Annotated in this window: 17 protein-coding genes; 7 read left to right on the top strand and 10 right to left on the bottom strand. The window is 74.3% G+C overall.

Annotated features, from left to right (window positions below; genetic code table 11):
• Positions 1–679: 679 nt before the first annotated feature.
• On the bottom strand, positions 680–1,459 hold the full coding sequence (locus tag ACWIZO_RS24405) for a tyrosine-protein phosphatase (protein WP_448640174.1): 780 nt from the start codon (positions 1,457–1,459) through the stop codon (positions 680–682).
• 65 nt (positions 1,460–1,524) lie between these two features.
• Between ACWIZO_RS24405 and ACWIZO_RS24400 the strand changes: the two genes are divergently transcribed.
• The 3 genes from ACWIZO_RS24400 (at position 1,525) to ACWIZO_RS24390 (ending at position 3,396) form a co-directional block, all read left to right on the top strand.
• Positions 1,525–2,334, top strand: coding sequence for a transposase family protein (locus ACWIZO_RS24400; protein WP_448640173.1), 810 nt, complete (start codon positions 1,525–1,527; stop codon positions 2,332–2,334).
• 64 nt (positions 2,335–2,398) lie between these two features.
• Positions 2,399–2,806 carry an IS630 transposase-related protein gene (locus ACWIZO_RS24395; protein ID WP_448640172.1) on the top strand — a complete coding sequence of 136 codons (408 nt, stop codon included), beginning with the start codon at positions 2,399–2,401 and terminating at the stop codon, positions 2,804–2,806.
• Complete coding sequence (locus ACWIZO_RS24390; RefSeq protein WP_448642997.1) at positions 2,803–3,396, top strand: IS630 family transposase; 594 nt, start codon at positions 2,803–2,805, stop codon at positions 3,394–3,396. Before ACWIZO_RS24395 ends, ACWIZO_RS24390 begins: the two co-directional genes overlap by 4 nt.
• Positions 3,397–3,909: 513 nt before the next feature.
• Here the strand turns inward: ACWIZO_RS24390 and ACWIZO_RS24385 are convergent.
• Together ACWIZO_RS24385 and ACWIZO_RS24380 are read right to left on the bottom strand one after the other, a co-directional pair.
• Positions 3,910–4,356, bottom strand: coding sequence for a tyrosine-type recombinase/integrase (locus ACWIZO_RS24385; protein ID WP_448640171.1), 447 nt, complete (start codon positions 4,354–4,356; stop codon positions 3,910–3,912).
• 278 nt (positions 4,357–4,634) lie between these two features.
• Entirely contained in the window at positions 4,635–4,778 is a 144-nt protein-coding gene (locus ACWIZO_RS24380; RefSeq protein WP_448640170.1) for a hypothetical protein, read from the bottom strand.
• 405 nt (positions 4,779–5,183) lie between these two features.
• Here ACWIZO_RS24380 and ACWIZO_RS24375 point away from each other — a divergent pair, with 405 nt between their 5' ends.
• Positions 5,184–5,321: a hypothetical protein gene (locus ACWIZO_RS24375; RefSeq protein ID WP_448640169.1), complete on the top strand. Its 138-nt coding sequence runs from the start codon at positions 5,184–5,186 to the stop codon at positions 5,319–5,321.
• A 255-nt stretch (positions 5,322–5,576) separates the two neighbouring features.
• Positions 5,577–6,113 carry a dihydrofolate reductase family protein gene (locus ACWIZO_RS24370; RefSeq protein ID WP_448640168.1) on the top strand — a complete coding sequence of 179 codons (537 nt, stop codon included), beginning with the start codon at positions 5,577–5,579 and terminating at the stop codon, positions 6,111–6,113.
• Positions 6,114–6,304: 191 nt separating this feature from the next.
• On the opposite strand, the gene ACWIZO_RS24365 is transcribed toward ACWIZO_RS24370, so the two are convergent.
• The 5 genes from ACWIZO_RS24365 to ACWIZO_RS24345 all read right to left on the bottom strand — a co-directional run bounded on the left by ACWIZO_RS24365 (position 6,305) and on the right by ACWIZO_RS24345 (position 13,110).
• A complete protein-coding gene (locus ACWIZO_RS24365) occupies positions 6,305–7,369 on the bottom strand; it encodes a DUF2332 domain-containing protein (protein ID WP_448640167.1) in 1,065 nt (354 codons plus the stop codon).
• 30 nt (positions 7,370–7,399) lie between these two features.
• Positions 7,400–9,547: an RNA polymerase recycling motor ATPase HelR gene (helR, locus tag ACWIZO_RS24360; protein WP_448640166.1), complete on the bottom strand. Its 2,148-nt coding sequence runs from the start codon at positions 9,545–9,547 to the stop codon at positions 7,400–7,402.
• 202 nt (positions 9,548–9,749) lie between these two features.
• Entirely contained in the window at positions 9,750–11,342 is a 1,593-nt protein-coding gene (locus tag ACWIZO_RS24355) for a Na+/H+ antiporter (protein WP_448640165.1), read from the bottom strand.
• A gap of 142 nt (positions 11,343–11,484) precedes the next feature.
• Positions 11,485–12,252, bottom strand: coding sequence for a DUF6544 family protein (locus ACWIZO_RS24350; RefSeq protein ID WP_448640164.1), 768 nt, complete (start codon positions 12,250–12,252; stop codon positions 11,485–11,487).
• Positions 12,253–12,501: 249 nt separating this feature from the next.
• On the bottom strand, positions 12,502–13,110 hold the full coding sequence (locus ACWIZO_RS24345) for a hypothetical protein (protein WP_448640163.1): 609 nt from the start codon (positions 13,108–13,110) through the stop codon (positions 12,502–12,504).
• 159 nt (positions 13,111–13,269) lie between these two features.
• Here ACWIZO_RS24345 and ACWIZO_RS24340 point away from each other — a divergent pair, with 159 nt between their 5' ends.
• Together ACWIZO_RS24340 and ACWIZO_RS24335 are read left to right on the top strand one after the other, a co-directional pair.
• Positions 13,270–13,863 carry a hypothetical protein gene (locus ACWIZO_RS24340; protein ID WP_448640162.1) on the top strand — a complete coding sequence of 198 codons (594 nt, stop codon included), beginning with the start codon at positions 13,270–13,272 and terminating at the stop codon, positions 13,861–13,863.
• A 204-nt stretch (positions 13,864–14,067) separates the two neighbouring features.
• Complete coding sequence (locus ACWIZO_RS24335; protein WP_448640161.1) at positions 14,068–14,826, top strand: hypothetical protein; 759 nt, start codon at positions 14,068–14,070, stop codon at positions 14,824–14,826.
• Positions 14,827–14,881: 55 nt separating this feature from the next.
• On the opposite strand, the gene ACWIZO_RS24330 is transcribed toward ACWIZO_RS24335, so the two are convergent.
• Together ACWIZO_RS24330 and ACWIZO_RS24325 are read right to left on the bottom strand one after the other, a co-directional pair.
• On the bottom strand, positions 14,882–15,208 hold the full coding sequence (locus ACWIZO_RS24330) for a hypothetical protein (protein ID WP_448640160.1): 327 nt from the start codon (positions 15,206–15,208) through the stop codon (positions 14,882–14,884).
• Positions 15,209–15,227: 19 nt separating this feature from the next.
• Positions 15,228–16,079, bottom strand: coding sequence for an alpha/beta fold hydrolase (locus ACWIZO_RS24325; protein ID WP_448640159.1), 852 nt, complete (start codon positions 16,077–16,079; stop codon positions 15,228–15,230).
• Positions 16,080–16,134 lie beyond the last annotated feature (55 nt).

Raw genomic sequence — 16,134 nt, 5'->3', positions numbered from 1 at the left:
CGAGCATCACCCCCGACGCCCTGGCAGCGGAGGTCTCGCTCCTACTGCCACCACCCGCTTGACTTGCTCAGTCGCCGCGACAACGGCAACACCACCGCCAACACGGATCGGTGCCGACGAGAACGGCTGGGCATCGTTCCGCGACACCTCGCTGGACACCTACGAGGCGCTCAAGCTGCCCCCTGGGTGAGAGGTGGTCTGCCGGAAGGCGCACGACAGCCAGTTGATCGGCATCCGCGCGGCCCTGCGCGGCGGCGCGAACTGGGAGCAGATCGCCGGGGCCTCGGCATCCCCGCGAACTTCGCGAGGAAATGCTTCCACGAGGCCATCGCCGAGCGACTGGACGCCGCAGCCGCAGCCTGCGACCTGGCCGGGGCGCCCCGTCCGCTGACCGTCCCTACCGTCCCGACTCGCGGGCCCGGAGCACCGCCTTGACGCGGTCCCGGGCCTGCAGCTTGGGTCGGCCCTTGGTATCGCAAAAGAACGGCGACCGGCACGACACCAGTCCGTCCGACGTAGCCGGCAGCAATGTCCGCAAGTGGATCCCCTGTGGGACACCGGCGATTCTCTGTCCGCTCCGTCCGAGCGTCGCCGTAGCGGGTTCGGCAATGAGGACGCTCGATTCGGCCCACGGGGACAGATATCAAAGACTTCCAAGTCCCGAGACGGGCGCAATCGTCTACGCGACGAGGCGATCGCGGAGGCTCGCCAAGTCGTCCCTGGTGACTCCGGCGTTGTGCAGGTAGGACGCGACGTCCATGTCCTCGAGCGTTGCCAGGAGTGAGGCCTGTGCCGTGGTGCCGTGAGACGCGAGCACCCGCTCGAGAGCAGGCTGCTCGTCGGGTCGACCCACCCGAGCCGAGAGTCGTCGCAGAGGTTCGGCGCTCAAGGTGTAGTCCTCGGCGATGGCCTCCGGCTCTACGTCGGCCAAGGCCAGCAGCAGCAAGGTGACAAGGCCCGTGCGATCGCGTCCGGCCGAGCAGTGGAAGACCACGCCGCCTGATGTACTCCGCGCCAGGCACGTCATCACCGCGGCGACTCGATCGCGCCGACGGGTCAGAAAGGGCCGGTAGTACAGCGGCGTCCCGTTAAGCCCTTCTTCCCGCAGCCAGCGCCAGAGCTCCGTGTCCTCGATGCCGTCAAGCGGCACATGAACCCGAGTCATCCCGACCGAGTCGGTCGGCTCGGCCCCCAGCTCGTCGTCGTTGCGCAAGTCGACGACAGTCCGGACGCCAGCCTCGTGGGCCTGTTGCCAACCTTGCGGTGTCACGAGCTGCAGTGTCACTGAACGGTAGAAGGCGCCCGTCCGCGTCCGCCCGCCACTACGGGTAGGGAGACCGCCGAGGTCACGCGCGTTATGGAAGCCGTCCCAGTGAGGTCTTCTCAGCCGATTTGCGCGGAAGAGCTTTGCTGAACGCTGAATGGACAGGTCAGTGGCTGGACGACGACGTCGCTGCACAGGGGCGTGGGGTCCGGCAGAGGATGGCGTCGACCAAGAACGACCCTCATCCGCACGGACCCCACGTGATGACTTACTCTGCCACGCTCGACGTGCCCGAGGCCACCGCCGTCCTGCTCACCGACCTGCTGATCGCCGAACGCCGCCGCCGCGGCACCGGCATCGGCGCCCGCGCCGCCTCCGCCCGCGACCAGGCCATCTTGGTGCTGCGCTGGTTCCGCCAGGACGCCGACATGCCCACCCTGGCCCGCGACACCGGCGTCTCGGTCGCCACCGGCTACCGCTACCTGCACGAGGGCATCGACGTGCTCGCCGACCAAGCCCCCGACCTGCACCGAGTGCTCGAGGCCGGAAGTGCCGCCGGCTGCAGCCACGTCGTCCTCGACGGCACGCTCATCCGCACCGACCGCTGCCGGACCACCAACCCCGAGTCCGGTCACGACCTGTGGTACTCCGGCAAGCACCGCGCTCACGGCGGCAACGTGCAGGTCGTCTGCGACCCGGACGGTTTCCCGGTGGCCGTCTCCCCCGTCGAGCCGGGCTCGATGCACGACCTCGCCGCCGCCCGGGCCACCGGGTTCCTCGGTGCGCTGCACGCCGCGGCCGCGCTGCTGGGCCTGCCCGCCCTGGCCGACAAGGGCTATGACGGCGCGGGCGTCGGCATCCATACGCCGGCCAAGGGTGCCCACCTGGCACCCAGCACCGCGACCTGCAACCGACTGCTGACCCGGCTGCGCGCCGAGGGTGAGCGCGGCATCGCACTGCTCAAGAACCGGTGGAAAGCACTGCGCCGGATGCGGCTGTGCCCGCAGCGGATCGGTGCGGTCGTCGCCGCCGCACTCATCCTGACCAACGCCGAGCGACCAAACCGTTGAGAACACCTCACAGCGGTGTGCTGATTGCTTGACGGTGCGCGGGTAACGGAGTAGCCCAACCGGCATGCGGGCGTACTCGACGGATCTGCGCGAGCGCGTGGTGGCCGCCGTCGATGGCGGCATGACGGCTGAACAGGCTGCGACGGTGTTCAGGATGTCGGTGCGGACCGTGGAGCGGTATCTGCAACGCCGGCGGGCCACCGGCAGCCTGGCGCCGACCGGGCAGCGGCACGGACCGGCGCCGGCGAAGAAGACCCGGCTGCAGGCCTGGCTGCCGGCCCGGCTGCAACAGGCGGCGGACGCCACCTTGGCCGAGCACGCCGCGGCGTTCAACGCCGCCACCGGGATGACCGTGTCGCTGGCGACGATGTCGCGGGCCATCGCCGACCTGCCCGCTGACGATCCGGCGCAGGCAGTGACCCCCTCGGGGCGCCGGCGGCGGCCGGGCCGGCCGCTGACGTCACAAGCCTGAGCGCCACCGAGCGCGACGAGACCGCGCGCACCCGGTGGCGCACCGACCTGGCCACCACCGACCCGACCCAGGTGGTGTTCGTCGATGAGTGCGGCACCCACACCTCGATGACCCGCCGCCGGGCCCGCGCGCCCCGCGGCAGCCGCGTCCGCGGCGCAGTGCCGCGCAACCGCGGGCCGGTGACCACGCTGATCGCTGGGCTGTCGTGGGCCGGGATGACGGCGGCGATGACGGTGGAGGGCGGCACCGACACCGCGGTGTTCGCCACCTACCTGCAGCACTTCCTGCTGCCCGCGCTGCACCCGGGGCAGGTCGTGGTGGTCGACAACGTCGGGGCGCACAAGCCCGACCGGATCCGCGCGCTGGTCGAGGCCGCCGGTTGCCGGCTGGTGTTCCTGCCCGCCTACTCACCGGACCTGTCCCCGGTCGAGGAGGCGTTCAGCAAACTGAAGACCCTCATCCGGGCGGCCGCCGCGCGCACCCGGGCGGCGCTGGACGCCGCCATCGCCGTCGCGCTGGCCGCGGTCACCGCCACCGACGCCGCCGGCTGGTTCGCCCACGCCGGCTACCCCCTCCGACAAGCCACATGAGAACCGCTGTCAGTCAACGCTCCTTCCAGTGCTCACCCGGTCAGTATCGAGACTGGACTGACGGCCAAGCGACCCGACACGGAGACCTCGGGGCAGACCGGGGCAGTAGCCCACCGACGTCCGGCAGAGGATCCCCTTGCGGTGATCACCTGACCGGGATGGTGCTTCTGCGGCACGAAGGTCCCCGACGCCTGTCCACACTGTTTTGGTTGCTCCCCACAACCGGCCTTACTCCGGCTGCGGCGGGGCAGAGGAAGGGTGGGCCGTAGGCCCATCCCGAACGCGGGAGCGCCCTTCCGGCGGCCCGTCGCAGCCGGCATCCTCGACCGGGTTGTGGAGCGGCGTCGCCACCCTCAACGAGATCGAGGCGGCCCGTGTCAGCCGCCATGAGTCCGCAGCCAGTTTGCAGATAGTCCGCAACTCAGCCGATTCCAGCCGATTCCAGCCGTTACCTGTCGGTAGCGTCCAACCCTGAATCCGCAGGTGAACAGCCATATCCGTCGAGTTCCACGATCAGCCAAACACCGGGCAACCGTTCCCGGCGTACAGGCCGACTCGTCCGTCGCCCCGCTTCTGACTTGCGAACTCGCTACTCGGAAGCCCCTGGGGGCACATGAGCCGCGCCGAGGAGCGTGTCGAGCGCCCCGCAGCTGTGGTCCTCGGCATCCGGGAACAGATGGCCGTAGTGTCCATCGTCTCGGAGATCGTGGCGTGGCCCAGCCGGGTCTGGATGGCCCTCGGGTGCAGGCCCGCGCCGACCAGCGCCGAGGCGTACAAGTGCCGGAGATCGTGGAACCAGGTGCCCCGCGGCAGCTCGCAGGCCTCGACCGCAATCTGCCAGCAGTGCCCGAACGATGAACGACGCAGGGGCGCGCCGAGCCGGTTGGTCACCAGCAGCCGGTCGGGGTCCGGGCTGCCACCGTTGCACGTGCCCGGTGATCGCCTGGAGGACGACGTCATCGACCAACACCACCCGGCGGGACGCGGGTCTTCAACGGTGCGAGCGCGGGAGCCCGGCCGTTGGTGCCCTGGAGCTGTTCCTCGACGTGGACCCGACGGCGTAGGAAGTCGACCCGCGGGGCCGTCAGCCCGAGCGCCTCGCCCTCCCGGCCAGGGCCGCAGGGCCGCAGGGCCGCCGTCGAAGGCGGCAGCGGCGCGAGCTGGGGAACCGTCCTGCGGACGGAAGACGGGGGAACGAGCGAGGCACCCTGCCGTGCACCGGCAGGGTGCCGGATCGTCTACTGGTTGCGCGACTGCTGCTGCAACCGGTTCTGCTCACGGAGCAGTCGGTTCTGCTCCTTGAGCTGCTTCGCCGTCTCCTTCGAGCTGCGGGCGATGCGCTCCTTGTCGGAACGGAAGTCGACGGCACCGAGAGTCGTCAAGCTGGTCATCTTGCGGAACAGGCCCATCAGTTCTCCCCGATCAGCCCCCATCCGGTCAGGGGGTGGGCGGCACGGTATCGAGACAGGCGAGACCCGGGAATCCCTTGCGGTCGCGGGGTCACCCTCTGGCGTGATGATCACCAGCTGTTCGGCACCTCTGGTTTCTGGCCAGGTGTTGGGCCAGCACTGCGCGCCAGCGGCGCGCCCGAGGGGTCCGTGGCCCTGAGGAGATCCCGTTCACCGGGGCTTCACCTCAGGAGCACACCGGTGGACGCCGGGACGTCCGACCTCCGTCGAGTGCGTCCCCTCGCCTTCCCGCACACGGCTGTACCAGCCGGTCGGCCCGGGGTAATGCCAGCGCCCCAGCCGTCCGGACCCGGACGGCGAGCCTCGATCGGGGTCGGCATGGCGGAGAAGAGCGGCAAGGGCAGCGCCACGGCGAAGAAGGCGAACGCCAAGGCGGAGAAGGAGGGGGAGAAGAACCCCCGCAAGAGCTCCGCCGCCCAGAGCGAGCTGGGCAAGAAGGGCGGCAAGAAGTCCTGACGGTCCACCCCGGTACGCCCTCCGGAGCCACAGGCAGCTGCCACGGAGGGCGGCCAGGGGACACCTGCCGGTCACTCCTGGGAACCGGTCACCTCGAGCCGACGCAGCCGCTCGACAGCGCCGGGCCGGTGCCTGCCGGCCGAGCGGGCGGTGCCGGCAGCGGTCGTCGTCCTCCTCCGAGCGCCGACCACCGATGAACTCCAGCGCCACACGACGTCCACACACCAACGTCCGGGTCGACAGAAGGTGTCAGGCATGCGCAAGGTCGTCGCGTTCGAGTTCGTGTCCCTCGACGGCGTCGCCGAGAGTCCCGACAGCTTCGTCACGGGCTGGGACGACGTGTTGGACGCGAGCGGGGCCGCCCTGATCGCCACGCAGGACGCGGTCGTCCTCGGCCGGCGCAGTCACGACGAGTGGGCCGAGTTCTGGCCGGGCAGCGAGATCGAGCCGTTCGCGACGTTCATCAACGGGGTGGCGAAGTACGTCGCCACGTCCACACCGCTCGGGCGGGAGTGGGCCAACACGACCGTGGTCGACGGCGACCTCGTCGAGTTCGTGCGGGATCTCAAGAACCGGTCAGGTGGGGACATCGGTGTCCACGCCAGCATCTCGGTCACGCAGGCACTGCTCGCCGAAGGCGTCGTCGACGAGCTCAGGCTCGCGATCGCGCCGGTGATCGCCGGCAGCGGGCGGAGGCTCCTCGACGGGCTGCCGTCCATCCGGCTCGAACCGATCCGGAGCGTGACCTCACCGAGCGGCCACCTGCTCGTCGACTACCGCCCGGTCGAGTAGCTGGACGGCCACGCGTCGAGCGTCGTGCGGAGACGGCTGCCGCACGGAGCGGCCGGTGCACGCCGCAGTCGATACACCGCAGGGACGACCGCAGCGGCTGACCTGCCACGACCGCCGACGTCCACGGTCACGCCTCCGGCGTCCGGGCCGACCCGTCCGTCGTCCCTCGTCCGTCCTACGGACCAGGAGGGTCAGGAGTCCGCCAGCCACGACAGCAGGCGGCCCCTCGACCAACAGCGGCCGATCGCCTCGACGCGCAGCGCCGGCCCGTCGAACACCGCCAGGCCGATCGTGCTGTGGCCCGAGGCGCGGCGGTCGCCGAGCGTCGGCACCGCCGGCGCGACACCGACCCCCTCCACCGACACCCACGCCACCGCCCGGCCGGCCGCCGCGTCGTCGAGGCGCTGCAGGAAGCGCAGGCGGCTCTCGAGCGTGTGGCCCGACAGCACCCACGCCGTGGTGACGACGGGCAGGGCGTCCGCGGGGACCCGGGCGACGGCGTGGCGCAGCACCTCGACGGCGTCCCCCCGCAGCAGCAGCGGAGGAGCCGTCGCCGCCAGCGCCAGCGCCGCGTCGAGCGCCGCCCTCCGCTCCGGTCCGTCCGGCGGCAGGCAGGCGCGCAACCACCGGGCGTCGTCCGGGTCGGTCACGTCGACCGGATCGGGGTCGACGCCGATCCGGGCGACCACCTGGGGCACCGCCCGCATCGGGACGGGCCGCTTCCCCACGATCGACGACGACAGCTGCACCCGGGACGACGGATCCCCCAGCGACCGCCCGTCGCCGTAGGTGATGCCCAGGCCGTCGAGGTGGAGGTCCAGGCCGGCCGGGGAGCCCACGGCGATCAGCCCGACCGCGTCCGCGCCCGCCCGGCGCACCGCCTCGGCGACGGCCGGGTACAGGACGGCGCAGCGCGCGGTCTCGAGGGTCTGCGTCCGCCGGCGCGCGGCGGTGGCCGCGACCGCGTCGGTCATCCGCAGCAGCGTGTCGATCGCCGTGCCGGCGGCCGCGTCGCCGTCCCCGGCGGCCCAGGCCGCGGCGAGCTCCGGGGCGCGTCCGGCGAGGGCGAGGTCGTGCAGCGCGGCGAGGACCAGCGCGGGGTGCCGCTTGCGCGCCGGTATCGCCTCGACGGCGCGCAGCGCCTCGGCGGACCCGCTCAGGGCGACGGCGACGCGACCGTACAGCGGCGAGGTGTCCGCGGCCTCGACCTCACCGAAGCGCCGGTACACCTGGGCGAGCGAGCGGGTTCCGGTCACGGCGCCTCCTGTCCGGCTCGGGCGTCCCGGTCAGGCGCTCGTGAGGACGACGAGCTGCTGGGTCGCCCGGGTCATCGCGACGTAGCGGTCGACGGCTCCCTCGACGCCCGTGCCGAACGCCTCCGGGTCGACGAGGACGACCAGGTCGAACTCCAGCCCCTTCGTCAGCACCGGGTCCAGCGACCGGACGCGGGCCGTGGCCGGGAACGCGGGGTCACCGACGACGCAGGCGGTCCCCTCGCCGTGCGCGGCGAGCCACGCGTCGAGGACCGGGCCCAGGTCCGACGTCGACCCGTGGACGACGGGGCGGCCGCCGGTGCGGATGGAGGTCGGCACGTTGGCGTCCGGGAGCACGGCCCGGATGACCGGCTCGGCCTCGGCCATGACCTCCTCCGGCGTCCGGTAGTTGATGGTCAGGGAGGCCACCCGCACCTCGTGCAGCCCGATCCGGCCGAGCCGCTCCTGCCACGACTCGGGGAACCCGTGCCGGGCCTGGGCGCGGTCCCCGACGACGGTGAGGCTCCCCGACGGGCAGCGGCTCAGCAGCATCTGCCACTCCGCGTCGGTCAGCTCCTGGGCCTCGTCGACGACGACGTGCGCGAACGGGCCGGCGAGGACGTCCGGGTCGGCGGTGGGCAGGGCGGCCTCGTCGACCAGGGCGTCGCGGAGGTCCTGGTGGCGCAGGGTCGTCATCAGCAGCAGCTCGGAGTCGTCGGTCGCGATCAGCTCGTCGATGACGCCGGCCATGCGCTCGCGTTCGCGGGCGGCGGCGACCTCCCGCCGGTGCCGCCGTCGTTCCACCCCCGGGTCGCCGAGCCGCTGCCGGGCGGCGTCGAGCAGCGGCAGGTCGGACACCGTCCAGGCCTGGGGCTCCGCGCGCTGCAGCGCCCGGACGTCGTCCGCGCCGAGCCAGGGTGCGCACCGGCGCAGGTAGGCCGGGACCGACCACAGGTCCCCGACGACGTCGGTGGCCTCCAGCAGCGGCCACGCCCGGTCGAAGGCGGCGCGCAGCTCGCCGTCCTGCAGCAGCCACCTGCGGACGAGGTCGGGGGACACCTCCTCGTCGTCGTGCGCGTCGACCAGGATCGCGAGCAGCTCCTCCCACACCCGGCCGCGCGCCTCGTTGTGCGGGGTGCCGGGGTCGGGGGCCTCGAACGCCTCCGCCCAGTCGTCGGCGTCCAGCCGGACGTCGGCCCAGGGCGTGGTGACCGTCATCCCCCTGGCCGGCGGCTCCTCGTGGAAGCGCACCGCCGCCTCGACCGCCCCCACCAGCCCCGCCGACGCCTTGAGCGCGGCCACGTGCGGATCGGCCTCGACCGTCGCGGTGGCCCCCTCGCGGACGAGGTCGCGCAGCGTGCAGGTCCGCACGCCTTCCTCGCCGAGGCTGGGGAGGACGTCGGAGACGTAGGCCAGGTAGGGCTGGTGCGGGCCGACGAACAGCACGCCGCCGCGGTGGTGTCCCAGGCGGGGGTCGGAGTAGAGGAGGTAGGCCGTGCGGTGCAGCGCGACGACGGTCTTGCCGGTGCCCGGTCCGCCGTCGACGACGAGGGCGTCGCGGGACCCGGCGCGGATGATGGCGTCCTGGTCGGCCTGGATGGTGCCGAGCACGTCCCTCATCCGGTCGGACCGGTTGCCGCCCAGGCTGGCGATGAAGGCGGACTGGTCGTCGAGCGCGGCGGCGTGCCCGACGAACCCGTCCGGGGTGAACACCTCGTCCCAGTAGTCGGTGACCCGGCCGCGGGTCCAGCGGTACCGGCGGCGGCTGGCCAGGCCCATCGGGTCGGCGTGGGTGGCGCCGAAGAACGGCGCGGCGGCGGGGGAGCGCCAGTCCACGAGCAGCCGGCGACCCGCGCTGTCGGTGAGACCGAGTCGTCCGACGTACACCGGCGCGGAGCCGTCCGCCGGGTCCATCCGCCCGAGGCAGAGGTCGAGACCGAAGCGGCGCAGCGTGCGCAGCCGGGCGGTCAGCCGGTGGACCTCCAGGTCCCGGTTGAGGGCCTCCTCCCCGCTGCCGCCGGGCGCCCGGCGCTCGGCGTCGAGGCGCTCGAACAGGTCGGCGATCGACTGCCCGAGGCTCTCCCCGACGGCCGCGAGGTGCCGCTCGTCGTCGGCGATCAGGGCCGGGTCTGCCTTGGCGGCGAGGTGGTCGGGGAGGTCGAATGGGCCGGCGGTCGGCACGTGGCCGCTCCGGTCCCGGACCGGCGTCCCCGCGCCACGGTTCGACGACGACACGGACATCTCGCGCCCCCCAGGATCTGCACAGCCCGACCTCGGGCGGCGATTCTGCGACCCGACCCGGGTCTTGCCGCAAGATCCCCCCTGCGCTATACGTTGGAGTGGGAGGACGTGTGTGCCTCCCCTCCCTCCTCCGCCGGGACGGTCACTCGATGACCTGGGGCCGGGACAGGCGCACCTCCTCGAGGTCGAGGCGGGCCTGCACCTGGCGGAGCACCACGTCGTCGATGCGCCGCTCGTCGCGCAGCCGCAGGATCGTGGCGCGCTTGTGGGCGAGGACGGCCAGGCGCAGCGCCGTGTAGTGCTGCTCGTGCCGGACGGCGGGCTCGTCCTCGGCGCCGTCCCCGTCGGCCTGCACGACGCGCAGGTGCTCCTCGTACTCGGCCAGCGTCCGGTCGACCACGTCCGGGTCGGTGCCGAGGTCGGCCGCCATCTGCGGGATGGCGGCGAGGGCCTCCTCGGTGGCCAGCGTCTCGGCGAGGTGGCGCTCCTGGTCGACCGACGTGTCGCGCGGCAGCCGGGCCCACCGCACCACGCCGGGCAGCACGAGGGCCTGGCCCAGGGTGACCACGATGACGCCGGTGACGGTGAAGACGATCAGGTCGCGGTCGGGGAACGGCGAGCCGTCGGCCAGCGTCTGGGGCACCGCGAGGGCCGCCGCCAGCGACACCGCGCCCCGGAAGCCGGCCACCCCGCTCACCACCCGCCCGCGGGCGCCGATGCGGCGCAGCCGCTGCTGCGGCCGCCGGTCGAGCACGCGGATCACGTACGGCGTGGTGAACAGCCAGGCGAAGCGCGTGCCGATGACGACCGCCGAGACGACGGCGACGGCGACCAGCGCGCCGGCCAGGTCGACGCTGGTCAGCCCGCGGGCGGCCGACTGCACCTCCAGGCCCACCAGCACGAACAGGGCACCGTTGAGCAGGTAGGTCGCCATCGACCAGAACGCCGTCGTCTGCTGGCGCGTCCCGGCGCGGGCGAGCCGCGGGCCCGCCTGGCTCATGATCAGCCCGCAGACGACGACCGCGAGCACGCCCGACGCGCCGACCAGCTCCGCGAGCAGGTACGCGGTGAACGGGATCAGCAGGATGGCCACGCTCTCCAGCAGCGGGTCCTCGAGGTGGCGCCGGACCTGCACCGCGACCAGCGCCGTCACCACGCCGACCGCGGCCCCGCCGCCGTAGGAGAGCAGGAACAGCCAGGCGACGTGCGGCGTGCTGAAGCGGTCCTCGCCCACGGTGACACCGACGGCCAGGCCGTAGACGACCAGCGCGGTGCCGTCGTTGACCAGGCTCTCCGCACGCAGCGTGGTGACGGTCCGGCGCGGCAGCGCGCGGGCCAGCACGCCGACCGCCGTCGCGTCGGTCGGCGCCAGCGCCGCGCCCAGCACCCACGCCGGCCCCCACGGCATGCCGAGGGCGTGCGCGGCCGCCGCCACCGCGGCCGCCGTGGCGATGACCAGGAGGGTGCTGAGCAGGACGATGACGCGCAGGTTGCTGCGGATCTCGCGCAGCGACGTCGTCAGGCTCTCCCAGAACAGCAGCGCCGGGAGGAACAGCAGCAGCATCGCCTCAGGCGGCAGGTGCACCTGGCGCAGCGCCGGGGCGAAGCCGAGCAGCACGCCGCAGAGGAGCAGCAGCACCGGCGGGGGCACCCGCAGCCGACGGGCGCCCGCGCCGCACAGCAGCACCGTCGCGCCCAGGACGACGACGAGTTCGAGACCAAGCAGGTCGTGCACGTCGCCTCCTGCGGACGAGGACGAGAGGGTGCCCCGGACGGCGTCCTCGCTCGACGGGGCCGTCCCATCCTCGCCCGGCCGCCGTCGGGTACTCCTCGTCGGGTGGGCTGATCGGTCCCGGCCGGCCGGACGGCCTCGCCGCTCAGCGGAGGTCGGCTCCGGTGATCCGGGCCCGGAAGAACTCACCGTCGGCCTGGCGGTCGGTCCCCCACCACCAGCCGGCACGGAGCACCGAGCCGATGGTGACGCCGCCGGAGGTCTCCTCGGCCTCGACGGCGACGCCGAAGGGGTGGCGCGCGAAGCCGGCGCCGTCGGGGTCGCCCCAGCGCTGCACCACCACCCCCAGCAGCCGCCCGTCGGCGCCCACCTGCAACTCGGCGCTCTCCTCGTGGTCGTCGATCCGCCAGGTGACCACGGCGCGGTCCTCGTCGGCTCCGGCCGTCCACGTGGCCCCGCGGAAGGTGGTCGGTGCCAGCGCCGTCTCGCCGGCCAGGCGTCCTGCGGCGCTGCGCGTGACGTCGGACCCGGAGGCGGTCATGACGGGGACGAGACCGCCGAGCCGCCAGTTCATCTGACCGGATCCGGAGCTGTACCGGTCGAAGCCGGTCACCGGCAGGCCGGAGAAGCGGGCGGTGGCGGCCCAGATGAACCCGCGGGGCGGGGCGAGGACCTGGCGGGCGGTGAAGGGCCGCCAGGCGCCGAGGCGGATCTCCCCCCGCATGGTCAGGACCACCGATCGGTACAGCGGCGTCCCCGGAGCGATGGCGTGCAGCAGCCACCGGCGCGCAGGCTCCGGCAGGTCGGCGACCATCGCGGGGTCGAAGGCCTCCGGTGGCGCGCCGTCGTCGACCAGCAGTTCCCAGTCCCGCCGGACGCTGCGGGCCGCCCTCGGTACCGGCGGAGCGCTCATCCGATCCCCCCGGCGCCCGTCACCCTCCGGACGCTACCGACGCGAGGGCCGGTGGAGTCGCTCGCCGGCCCCGGGACGGACGCGATCAGCACCTGCCGACGAGGAGCTGCTCGACTAGGTCGGAGCCGCACACGAGCACCCCGCCGGTGACGGGCACGGCTGCGCCGACCAGCCGATCGCGACGGTCCGCTCGTGGTGTGCGGGACGCCGCACCGGCCGGGCCACACGAGGTCGGCCCGTCCGAGGAGCTCAGCCCGGGGTGCCGTCGGCGAAGGTGACCGCACCGCGCAGGAACCGCCCGCGCGCGAGCGCGCGGTCGACCTCCTCGACCACCAGCTCGACCAGCCACCGCACCGGCCCGGTGCGCGCGAGCAGCTCCTCGGTCGGCAGCTCGCGCGGCGTGGCGAGCGGGCCGAGGGTGCCGGCGATGGCGGTCAGGGCGGCGTCGGCGGGCGTCCACCCGCCACCCGGCGACCCGAGGGCCCGCTCGTCGGCCGCCGTCCGCTCGGCCCGGCGGTCGTCGTAGCGCCGTCCGGGCCAGCGCCGGCGGAGCACCCACGACCCGCGGCGCAGGTGCTCGGCGGCCAGGTCCTCCTGGTCCACCCGACCGTGGCGCAGCACGTCGGTGAGCGACGGCGCCCAGCCGGCGAACAGCCGGTCGGCGGGCGGGAAGCCGGTGGGCGCGTTGTCGACCTCGACCGCGTCGTCGGTGTCGGCGACCCGTCCCCGCAGCCCGAGGTCGACCAGCAGCGCCCCGCGCACCGCCAGGGCGGTCACCAGGTCGTCGGTGAGCCGGCCGCGGTCGAGCCCCAGGGAGGCCAGCCGCATCGACACCGAGTCCGCCCAGTCGTCGTCCACCCCGTCGATGCTGCCGGGGGAGCCGGCGGGACGGCAGTCCCCGGGACGCGTCGGCGACGGCAGGCGTGATCGACGCGAAGGTCGGGCCCGGCACGCCTACGCTCGTGCACCGGTGGGGACGACGGTGTCCCCGGTGCGTCTCGGGGGAGGCGGTCGACCATGTCCCAGGTGCCCGAGGGGATGCCGGTTCTCGGCCGGGGCAGGCACCGCAGCCCGGCGCGCGGAGCCTGCTTCCTCGAGTACACGGCCCTGCTGGCCGGTGAGCCGTTCAGCGACTCGCCCGCCTGCGTGGACGGCGAGCTCGCCGCGGTCCTGCGGCACGCCAACGACCGGCTGTCCACGGCCGACCGGCAGCGCCTGGTGCCCCTCCTCGGCCGCGCCATCGGCCTCGCCGTGCCCGAGCCGCTCGTGGCGCGACAGCGGTCCCGGCGGCCGGGGACACGCTGGGACGTGCGCGCGCTGCCCTCCTACGTCGCAGCCGTCGGCGACCTGCGGCAGACGGCCGCGCGCCTGTACACCGCCGCCCTCGGCGTGGACGTCCCGCCGCGGGAGTGGCGCTGGTACGAGTCCGGCCGCGACCTCGACCGGCTCTTCTGGTCGCTCATGCTCGAGCCGACGGCGGTCACCACCTCCCCGGCGTGGGTCGACCGGCTGGTGAGCCGGCTGGTCCTGCTCCACGAGTGCTACGAGCAGGCGATGGACTCACTCGGCCTCGTCCGCGCGACCCCCGACAGCGGTCTCGTCCCGTCCTGACCCGCGCACGCCAGGGCGTTCCTGCGGGAACGTCTCCGCCAGCGCGCGCGCCGCGGGGCGTGCCATGATCACGCGGTCGGCGCCGGACCCCGCCCGGGGACACCCGCCGGCCCCGGACACGCGAGTCGGCTCCCTCCCGGCGCCGGCCCGGCAGCCCGCTGCCGGCACCCCGCCGGAGAGGGCGCCGCCCGCGCGAGGACCCGCATGACCACCCCGACCCCACCCCACCGCCCGCCGTCACCCTGGCCGGGCTCCCGCCACGAGACCGAGCACCGCTGGCAGCTCGACGGCGTCCGCACCCTCGACGACGTCGTCGCCGCGCTGCGCAGCCTGACCGCGGAGCTCCGGGCGGCGGCCGCGGCCGGCTGGTCGCTGGCCGAGCCGATGCGCAACGGGCACCTGCTCGCCACCCGCCCGTCCCGGCGGCAGCGGGCCTCCGCTCCTGACGCCCCGCCCGCGCCGGCCGGCGCCCCACCCCGGCTGCGCTGGCGGGTGCGCCTCGTCGACGAGCCGCCCGTGACCGGCGACGACGTCCTGGACCTCCGCGCCGCCGCGCGCACACCCGTGCTCACCGGGACCGGGGGAGCGCCGGCCCAGGTGGGCGGGCCGCCGGTGCGGCCGGGCCTGCTGGTCGAGCTGGCCCCGCAGGTCTCCGCGGTCGACCTGGGGTCCCGGCGGTGGGGCGTCGCGCCGGCGCGGGTGGGACCAGGCGTGGACCTCGTCGCCGACGGCAGCGCGCTGTACGTCCACGCCGTCGAGGACGGCGCGCTCGTCCGCACGGTCGAGGGCCTGACCTTCCGGCACGCGGCGGACCGGGCCGCCACGCTGCCCGACGCCGCGGCCGCCTACGAGCGGCTGGCCCGCGCCGCCGAGGCCATGGCCGCGGCCGGCGGACGGCTGACCGCCGTGGACGACGGCCTGCTGCACGTCGGCTACGGCCCGACGACGCCGGGGCGGCGCTGACGCCGTTCTGATCCCGCGCCGGTCACACCCGCCCGTGAGGAAGGACGATCCGGCCTCAGCCGGCCACCACCAGCCCCGCGACGGCGAGCGGCAGCGACACGAAGAGGAAGACGCCCACGGGGCCGAGCGCCGGGGTCAGGTCGGGCTGGTCGGCCTCCGGTCCCATGCCGAGGAACGCCCGGATGTCGGAGGTCTCCGCCCGGGACACGGCCGACCCGCCGAACAGGGCCAGCAGACCGGCGACGATGAACAGCGACAGCGACAGCTTCGGCCGGAAGGCGCCGTCGGCGACGGCCGACCAGATCCCGGCCGCGGCGACCGCCACGACCGCCGACCCGACGAGCAGGACCAGTGCCTGCCGCAGACCCCGCACGACGTGCACGGCCGGAGCGTAGCGGTGGTCACACCCCGGCCAGTGCCGCCAGCACGTCCCGCGCCCGTGTCCAGAGCAGCGCCCCGCCCTCGTCGTCGAGCACGGTGTGCCGCACGACGGGGAAGCGCCGTGCCAGCGCGCGACCGCGGTCGGGGGAGTGGACGGTGCTGGTGTCCTCCGCGCCGTACCAGAGGTGCACCGGGATGAGGACGTCCTCCGGGCGCACCGGCCAGGGCCCGAGTGCGGTCCGCAGGTCCCGGGCGTAGCCCGCCGCGCCCTGGCCGAAGCCGTCGTCGATCGCGGTGCGGACGGCGGCGCCGAGCGGCGTCTCCTCGTACAGGGCACGGTCCCGCGGCGCGGCGGTGGTCACGATGACCTGCCACAGCCAGTCGGCGTCCGCGCTCCGGGCGACCTCCCGCTCGAAGCCGTCGGGGTCGCCGTCGACCGCGTCGAGCATCCCGGCCACCTCGGGCACGAGCAGGTGCCGCTGGGCGCGCAGGTCGTCCTGACCGGCCACGAGCGCCACCGCGTCGAGCAGCCCGGCGCCGGCCAGCGCGACGGCGAACGGCGCGCCCTGGGAGAAGCCGACACCCAGCGCATGGCGCAGTCCCTCCGCCCGGACGACGTGCCCGACGTCGGCGGCCCAGGTCGCGGAGGTCTTCGCCGGGTCGTGTGTGGAGCGGCCCAGCCCCGGTCGGTCCAGCGCGAGCAGCCGCAGCCCCAGCTCGGGCAGGACGTCGACGCCGAAGCCCAGGACTCCGCTCATCCCGGCGCCCGGGCAGAACAGCACCGGCCGGCCCTCCGGTGGGCCCCACTCCGACCAGGCGAGGTCCCGGCCGCCGGGCAGCCGGACCGCGCGCGCGGTCGGGCGTGCGGTCACGGGGTCGAGGGTGTCCACCGGTCCTCCTGCTGGTCGTCGAGGTCGCGGTCAACCT

Source organism: Geodermatophilus sp. URMC 63 (assembly GCF_053502565.1).
This window is presented reverse-complemented; position numbering and strand designations above follow the sequence as displayed.

Excerpts from the sequence above, each read along its gene's own strand:
- ACWIZO_RS24385 (WP_448640171.1), bottom strand. The coding sequence starts at position 4,356 with ATGACGTCGTCCTCCAGGCGATCACCGGGCACGTGCAACGGTGGCAGC.
- ACWIZO_RS24350 (WP_448640164.1), bottom strand. The coding sequence starts at position 12,252 with ATGAGCGCTCCGCCGGTACCGAGGGCGGCCCGCAGCGTCCGGCGGGAC.
- ACWIZO_RS24335 (WP_448640161.1), top strand. The coding sequence starts at position 14,068 with ATGACCACCCCGACCCCACCCCACCGCCCGCCGTCACCCTGGCCGGGC.
- ACWIZO_RS24395 (WP_448640172.1), top strand. The coding sequence starts at position 2,399 with ATGCGGGCGTACTCGACGGATCTGCGCGAGCGCGTGGTGGCCGCCGTC.
- ACWIZO_RS24340 (WP_448640162.1), top strand. The coding sequence starts at position 13,270 with ATGTCCCAGGTGCCCGAGGGGATGCCGGTTCTCGGCCGGGGCAGGCAC.
- ACWIZO_RS24375 (WP_448640169.1), top strand. The coding sequence starts at position 5,184 with ATGGCGGAGAAGAGCGGCAAGGGCAGCGCCACGGCGAAGAAGGCGAAC.
- ACWIZO_RS24370 (WP_448640168.1), top strand. The coding sequence starts at position 5,577 with ATGCGCAAGGTCGTCGCGTTCGAGTTCGTGTCCCTCGACGGCGTCGCC.